This is a genomic window from Streptococcus sp. 1559 (assembly GCF_013276735.1).
Taxonomy (GTDB): domain Bacteria; phylum Bacillota; class Bacilli; order Lactobacillales; family Streptococcaceae; genus Streptococcus; species Streptococcus pseudopneumoniae.
This window is the reverse complement of record NZ_VMLO01000116.1, coordinates 1-6,670: the sequence shown is the minus strand read 5'-3', so window position 1 is coordinate 6,670 and position 6,670 is coordinate 1. Positions and strand designations below refer to the sequence as shown.

Sequence of the window (6,670 nt, the reverse complement as noted above, 5' to 3'; positions counted from 1 at the left end):
CTTGAAGCCATAATAAAAATATCCACTGGTAACTGAATAAATGTTCTAAAATTAACAAGCAAAAATAAAATCTCAAACGATGAAAAAAGCCATACTATATTTTCCAATGATGTTTGAATATTTTTATTGTAGTAAGCATAATATATAGCAAAAATAATACCCAAGAACAATACTATTAATTGTGTTTCTATAACAGTGAACTGCCCAATAACAGATAAAAAAGCTACTCCTCCTGATAATAAGCAAAAACAAACTGAACGAATAAATGTTTTCGCTCTAATATTGTTATCTTTCACTTTATTATTTTTTTTACAAATTGGACATTCTCCGTTTTCCAGAACATATTTTTCTTGACTTAGAGCATGATTTCTCATATTATAAACGTAAGCGTTATCTATTAGGATTTCATTATAACATCCCAGAAATATTTTAATTATTAAATTAGTCATTATCCCTCCCAAAATAGCAGGCATCTCTGGTGTAGTCGGCCACTTTGTCTTATCAGATAAAGTGTACTTATTTATATCTTTGTTTATATTCCGACAAGCAAAGCAAGAACCGATGGTAGGGATATATATATTATCAATAATAAGATAGCATCCATTAAACCCTCCTGATATGTAGGATATCTTATGCGATACAGCAAATTGATTGACAATTTTTATAATATCAATGGGCGTATCAATTGCTTTAACGATAAAATCTATACTCCCATATTCCGCAACAATGTTTTCTAATTCTTCTACTGAAGAAACTTTAATAGAAATAGGTACTACCTGAACATCTGAATTATACTTGTGTATTTTTTGAGAAAGAACATTAATCTTCTCCTTACCAACATCCGACTCTGTATAAAGAATTTGCCTATTTAAATTTGATGGTTCTATTATATCGTAATCAGCGACAATAAGTTTCCTCACTCCATACATACTTAGACTTAGAGATATATAACATCCTAAGGCTCCGGCTCCTAATACTAATACTGTTTTATTCTGTATTTTATTATACTCTTCATTATAAAATAACGAATAGTAACCTTTAGTTCTAGAATATCTACTATCAATATCTATCTCATCCGAAATTAAAATTTGTTCATTTAATAGTTCAAATGTTAGTTTACTACCTAATACTTCTTCTATCTCTAATAGTTCCTTACAACTATTAAATAGATCGTTGATAAATTCTTGCGAAATTTGAGGTTCTATAGCTATTTCCCGCATACTCCGACCACGCAAATACATTATACCTTCTTTTTTATAAGCAAAAACATAACTATTTACGTAGAACATATTTCGTCCTTCCTCTCATATATAATATAGAAAGCAGTATAGAAACAACTACCCCTCCTATACTACGAACAATAATATTAGGTGTCAAAAATTGTAATAGTTGACTCAAAGGGAAATAAATAATAACAAATGCTATTAAAAGTTGAACTATATATTGAAAATTCAAGTTATTATTGTTAGAATTCAAGTATCTTAAAATAATACCACTATCATACTGAAAAAAAGGAATTGAATTAATAAAAATCATACCTAAGTTAATGATAAAAAATAAGAGTCCAAGCAATTTATACGATGTGAACAATAAAACAAGTAAACCTGTAAGTGATAAAATCGAATTTGAAGCAATTCCTGCTAACATAATTTTCAAAAATTGTTTTTTATTTTTTAGGAATTGCACCCCACTTAAATCTACAAAAAAAGCCAAATTAAACAAAAGTAGCATTATTCCACAATTTGGGATCTCAATTTGATAATTATTAGCAATTATTGCATGACTAAATTCATGTATCGTTGCAGATATAATAACAACAAGCAACCAAAATAAAAGAATGTTTAGCGTTATTGGAAAGTTTTGGAAATTAGTCAAAATATCCGCCCTATAAATATACATAATAAAACATTGCAAAATAAGAGCCAATGGGAAAATACCAAATAGGATTTTTTCAAAATTCTTATTAAATCTTTTATAGTTTAATTTTTCAGATAATGTTATATTAAAGTCCCAAGATATTTTAAAAATATTTATCTTTTTTCGTGATTTCATAGAATCTATAAGTCCCATTTTACTAAGAACAATATAAAATCTTAAATAATATTTCTTCCCTACTAACACTAATAAGTCCGATATGGTAAATTCTTGACCTATTAGTTGCTCTAACCATTTTTTTCCTGTTTCCCAACTAATACATGTTTCTTACTGGATGGTATATATAGATGATACTGTCCCTCATAAGGAGTAGGTAATATCTTAATCTTATCAACAATTCTCATAACAAACCTAACCTTTAATAAATAAAAGAGGGGCTAAGTAAAACATACTCTAGTCCCTCAGTCCGCAATCAATAAAATAATGACTAATTCTATTAATCTCTTGCTGCAAGACTAATACGGAAAATTCAAATGACTGTCTAAAATGAAATTGAAAAAGCTTGATATTAGTAAGTGAACAAACTTCAACAACCAGCAAGAGCAAGGATTGCTAAACCAAATCCGATACCTGTTGCAAGTCCAGCTGAAAAATCACTAACTGGTACTGAAATTTCTTCAATTTCCTCAAATAAAAAGTTATCTTGCATGATTATCACTCCCTATCTTTTTAACAACAGGCTACTCCAATTAAGAGAACTACCCCAGTTCCAAGTAAAACTCCCCCCCAAAATTCACCATCTGTAGGGGCTACGATTTCTTCAATTTCTTCAAATAAGAATACTTCATCTGACATATGTGTTACCTTCTTCATAAAATTTTTTTGTAATCGATTACATTGTAAATATAACATAAAGAAAAACAGATGTCAAATATTAAACGTAAAAACATGGCAACTAAAGAGCTATAGGAGAAAAGGTAAAACCTAGCGACGCGATGAGCGCTGGGTCGTTTGGTTTCGATTGCTCTCTTCCTCTTGTTTTTTCTGTTCTTCTTCTAAACGTTTACGTTCCTCTTCCTGCCTTTTCTCAGCTTCTTCGGCCTCTTTTTTAGCTTTTTCTTCTGCTTCCATAATCAATTTATCCGCTACAGTGTAGCTGTAGACTCCAGCTTCCATATCGACCATACTTGGTTCTGACAATTGAGGCTTAATCTTACTGTAATAAGGCAGTTTCTTACTCATTTCAGATAGAGGAACCAAGACTTCGTCCGAATCATTCATGGTCAATCGAATTAAATCGGAAGTGACCTTGCTGGGAGCTAGTTCCACCTTTTGGATAGCCGCCTTGAGTTCTGGGCTAATTTGAGCAAGTTCTGACGTAAAGGTTTTGATTTGTTCACTATCATTAAAGAGAACTGATATATAAGTTTCTGGTAGACTGACCAAACTCACAGCACTGGTCTCAAGCTGACCACTGGAAAGAATAGGATAATGGTTTTCACCAGAAATATAGTAGGCCACAATATCATATTCCTTGACCTTGATAGTGAACTTGGTTGGAAATTGATAAACAAGTTGAGCTGATTCAACCCAATAGTTAGACTTAATCTGCTTTTCATATTTTTCCTTGTCTAGCAGAAGGTTAATCGTATAATCCGAATCCTGAATACCTGAAGCCTGTCGAATATCATCAGCTGTAGTTTGCACCGTTCCCTCAACACGAATATCTTTCATGGTCGCATAAGAACTGAGCAAGTAGGCAGAGACAATCAATAAAAGCAGACTTGGAAATAAAATCGTTAGAGCTCGTAAGATATGGAGGCCAGGAATCTTTGCTTTGGCTGGTTTTTCCTTTGTAGCCTTTTTAGCAAGCTTTTTATCCTGTTCCTCCTTCTCTTTAGACTCTGATTCTTCTATCTCTTCTTTCTCTTTGTCAGCCTCTGAGGATGCTACTTTTTCTTCAGACTCTTCCTTAGCTGATTCTGAGTCTTTTGAATCAGATTCACTCTCTTGGTCCTCGGTTGCATCTGAATCTTCAAATTTTGAAGCCATTCGAGCTTGTCTTTCCTTTTCCTTCTCCTCAGCTAGGGCCGCCTCTTCTTCAGCCTTCTTTTTTAGATATTCTTGGTTCCGTTTCTGCCATTCTGATAACTCTTTAAATTCTTCGAGGATTTCTTTACCCTCATTTTTCTTATCTTTTGACATTTACTTTCCTTATGATAAATCTTTTTTCAACAATTGATAAAAATCTGCTAGAGATTTCAATTCCTTAGATGCCTTCATGTTAGTCTGGTAGTCTTCCTTGTGACTTAGTAAGTGAGAAAGCTTCTCTTCTAAACTGTCCAAGGTCAAATCGCTTTCTTGAAGCTCTTCTGCATAGCCTTTTTTTACAAAGTAAGCTGCATTTTCAATCTGGTCTCCACGACTAGCTTCACGACCAAGTGGCACAATAACATGTAATTTTGCCATGGCCAAGAGCTCAAAAATCGTATTGGCACCACCTCGTGTCACAACAATGTCAGCCAATTCCATTAAGGGTTGATAAAGATTGGTCACGTAATCAACACGAAAGAGATTTTGGCTCAATTCATTCAGGCTAGAATCTCCAGTTAGATTGATAATATTGTAGCGCTCTGTCAGTTCTTTCTTATGGTCTGTCACCAATTGGTTAAAGACACGAGCTCCTGCAGAACCACCGACAAACAATACAGTTGGCAATTTAGGATTAAAGTGGGTTTGAATATCCACCAATTCATCTGGTTCTGGAGTTTTTTGGTCTGAAACCTTGGTCACTGCTCCCACATGCTCAACCTTAGACAAACTTGAAGCTTGCTCAAAGGTTGAATACATCTTCGTAGCAAATTTATAGGCGATTTTATTGGCCAAGCCCATAGACAGGTCAGATTCGTGAATAAAGACAGGCACTCCTGACACACACGCAGCGATAACGGGCGGTACAGAGACAAAGCCTCCCTTTGAAAAAAGGGCCTGTGGACGAACTCGTAACATGATAAAGAGCGATTGGACAATTCCCCAACCAACTTTGAAGACGTCCAGCATATTTTGCCAAGAGAAATAGCGACGCAATTTCCCAGTTGCAATGGAATGGAAGGTGACGTCAAAACCTGACTTGAGGATTTCTTGGTGTTCAATACCACTCTTGTCCCCGATATAGTGGACTTCCCAGCCATCTTCGATGAACTTGGGCATTAACAAAAGATTGAGGGTAACGTGTCCAACCGTCCCCCCACCTGTAAAGACAATTTTTTTCATATTATTCCTTTAACTCCGCTACTGTGTCGATAAAGAGGTCGCCACGTACTTCAAAGTTAGCATACATATCCCAGCTGGCATTGGCTGGACTGAGAAGGACTACATCTCCTTGAGGCGCAAGTTCATAGGCCTTGCGGGTCGCATCTGCAATATCAGTCGCATCCACATAAGCCACACCAGCCTTGTCTGCTGCCCGTTTGACACGTTCGGCAGACTGACCAAGAATGACCATCTTCTTGAGTCCAGTAATATCTGGAACCAAATCGTCAAACTCATTGCCACGGTCTAAACCACCTGCAATCAAAATGACCTTGCTGTTGTCAAATCCTGACAAGGCTTTTTGAGTAGCCAAGATATTGGTTGACTTGCTATCATTATAGAATTTGACACCCTTGATTTCATCCACAAATTGGAGACGGTGTTTGACACCACCGAAGGCTGAAAGAGTTTCCTTGATGGTTTGATTGTCTACACCACGAAACTTGGCTACAGCAATCGTCGCAAGGGCATTTTCCACATTGTGGCTACCTGGAACTCCGATTTCACTCGCTGCCATGACCACTTCTCCACGGAAGTAGAGCTGACCATCTTCCAGATAAGCTCCATCAACCTTTTCCAGTGTTGAAAATGGAACTACAGTAGCTTGTGTTTTGCTAGCCAATTCTTTTGCCAAGTCTTGGTTAAAGTTCAAAACAAGAAAATCAGCCGCTGTCATCTTGTTTTGGATATTCCACTTAGCTGCTACATATTCCTCAAATGATCCATGATAATCGATATGAGTTGGCATGAGGTTTGTAATAACCGCAATCTCAGGATGGAATTCTTGAACGCCCATGAGTTGGAAAGAAGAAAGTTCCATAACAAGCGTGTCCTTGTCTGACGCAGTTTGGGCCACTTGACTAGCTGGATAGCCGATATTCCCTGATAAAAGACCATGTTGCCCAGCAGCAGTCAAAACTTCCCCAATCATGGTCGTTGTAGTTGTTTTTCCATTTGAACCTGTTATACCGATAATGGGCGCTTCTGAAATCAAGTAAGCCAATTCCACCTCGGTCAAGACAGGGATACCTTTGGCCAAAGCCTTTTCAATCATGGGATTGCTGTATGGGATGCCTGGATTTTTCACCATGAGGGCAAACTCTTCATCCAAGAGTTCCAAAGGATGGCCACCTGTGATGACCTTGATCCCTTCTTCCAGCAAACTTTGGGCAGCTGGATTGTCCTCGAAAGGTTTCCCATCATTTACTGTCACAATAGCGCCTAGCTTGTCCAACAAACGAGCTGCCGATTCACCAGACTTGGCCAAACCTAAAACAAGTACTTTCTTATTTTTAAATTGATCTATTACTTTCATGTCTCAAACTCCATTTCTACTCTTACTATTTTACCATTTTTATGGAAATAAAAAAGCCACAAAGTGTGTTTGTGACTCTTTCTTCTAACTGATACTCTTCGAAAATCAAATTCAAACCACGTCAGCTTCGCCTTGCCGTACTCAAGTATAGCCTGCGGCTAGCTTCCT

Annotated in this window: 7 protein-coding genes; all 7 read right to left on the bottom strand. The window is 36.4% G+C overall.

The features are described 5' to 3' along the window. Positions 1–1,289, bottom strand: a 1,289-nt coding sequence (locus HT688_RS10950; RefSeq protein ID WP_188112455.1) for a HesA/MoeB/ThiF family protein, incomplete at its 3' end; no start/stop codon positions are given. Next, positions 1,273–2,052 carry a zinc metalloprotease gene (locus HT688_RS10940; protein ID WP_180949963.1) on the bottom strand — a complete coding sequence of 260 codons (780 nt, stop codon included), beginning with the start codon at positions 2,050–2,052 and terminating at the stop codon, positions 1,273–1,275. The genes HT688_RS10950 and HT688_RS10940, both read right to left, overlap by 17 nt. A 409-nt stretch (positions 2,053–2,461) precedes the next feature. Continuing rightward, positions 2,462–2,584, bottom strand: coding sequence for a hypothetical protein (locus tag HT688_RS12080; RefSeq protein ID WP_001153671.1), 123 nt, complete (start codon positions 2,582–2,584; stop codon positions 2,462–2,464). Positions 2,585–2,604: 20 nt separating this feature from the next. Further along, positions 2,605–2,748, bottom strand: a complete 144-nt coding sequence (locus HT688_RS10935; RefSeq protein ID WP_153299408.1) for a hypothetical protein — start codon at positions 2,746–2,748, stop codon at positions 2,605–2,607. Between the two features lie 111 nt (positions 2,749–2,859). Continuing rightward, complete coding sequence (locus HT688_RS10930; RefSeq protein WP_172923791.1) at positions 2,860–4,080, bottom strand: cell division protein FtsQ/DivIB; 1,221 nt, start codon at positions 4,078–4,080, stop codon at positions 2,860–2,862. 9 nt (positions 4,081–4,089) lie between these two features. Next, a complete protein-coding gene (locus HT688_RS10925; protein WP_172923790.1) occupies positions 4,090–5,148 on the bottom strand; it encodes a UDP-N-acetylglucosamine--N-acetylmuramyl-(pentapeptide) pyrophosphoryl-undecaprenol N-acetylglucosamine transferase in 1,059 nt (352 codons plus the stop codon). A gap of 1 nt (position 5,149) precedes the next feature. After that, positions 5,150–6,502 (bottom strand): UDP-N-acetylmuramoyl-L-alanine--D-glutamate ligase, encoded by a 1,353-nt coding sequence (gene murD / locus HT688_RS10920; protein ID WP_172923789.1) that lies wholly within the window; start codon positions 6,500–6,502, stop codon positions 5,150–5,152. Positions 6,503–6,670: the final 168 nt, after the last annotated feature.